We start from the raw sequence: 532 nt of genomic DNA, 5'->3' as shown, positions 1-532 counted from the left end.
CTGCAGGGCTACGTAACAGCCAGTGGAGATACCTACTTTGCCGAGATTATAGGACGCTTTGTGGGCTATCGACTGGCTAAAGTGCCGCTGTGTCCCGCCCTCTACGATAAAACAGTGTTCGTCAACGTAGCGGCTAATGTACCGGCCAATGTCTACTATTTCCAGGAGTATAAAGACGAAGCCGCCGGTAAGTGTGGTTATAACTGGCTGGAAACGACGTATTCCTTCCAGCCAGACCCCTCCGGTGGGCTAATCGACATTACGCCAGCTCTGAGCGGACCTCATACCCTTACCACCGACTTCAAAGCCTGTCAGGAAACCAGCGTGGTCAACATTAGGGGCAATGTGTTCGTGCTTGAGGTGGTTAATGGTAATCTGAGGGTAAGGGGCACCTGGCAGGACTTTGGCAAATGCGCCCAGTGCCCGGCTCAGGCCGAAGCGGCTTTGCAGGCGGCACTGAGTAAAGCCCGGGCCGCCAACGCTGGGGTGCTGAGTCTGACCACCATGGTGGTCTCGGCCACCACCATGAGCT

At 55.8% G+C, this 532-nt stretch carries 1 protein-coding gene; it reads left to right on the top strand.

All coding sequences use genetic code 11. The annotated features are described in order from the left end of the window. The coding region (locus ACYVF1_RS32215; protein ID WP_461086827.1) for a hypothetical protein at positions 1–532 on the top strand (532 nt) is incomplete at both ends.

The organism is Spirosoma flavus, from assembly GCF_054778555.1.
The sequence above is the reverse complement of the archived record's forward strand: the minus strand, read 5'-3'. Positions and strand labels throughout refer to the sequence as shown.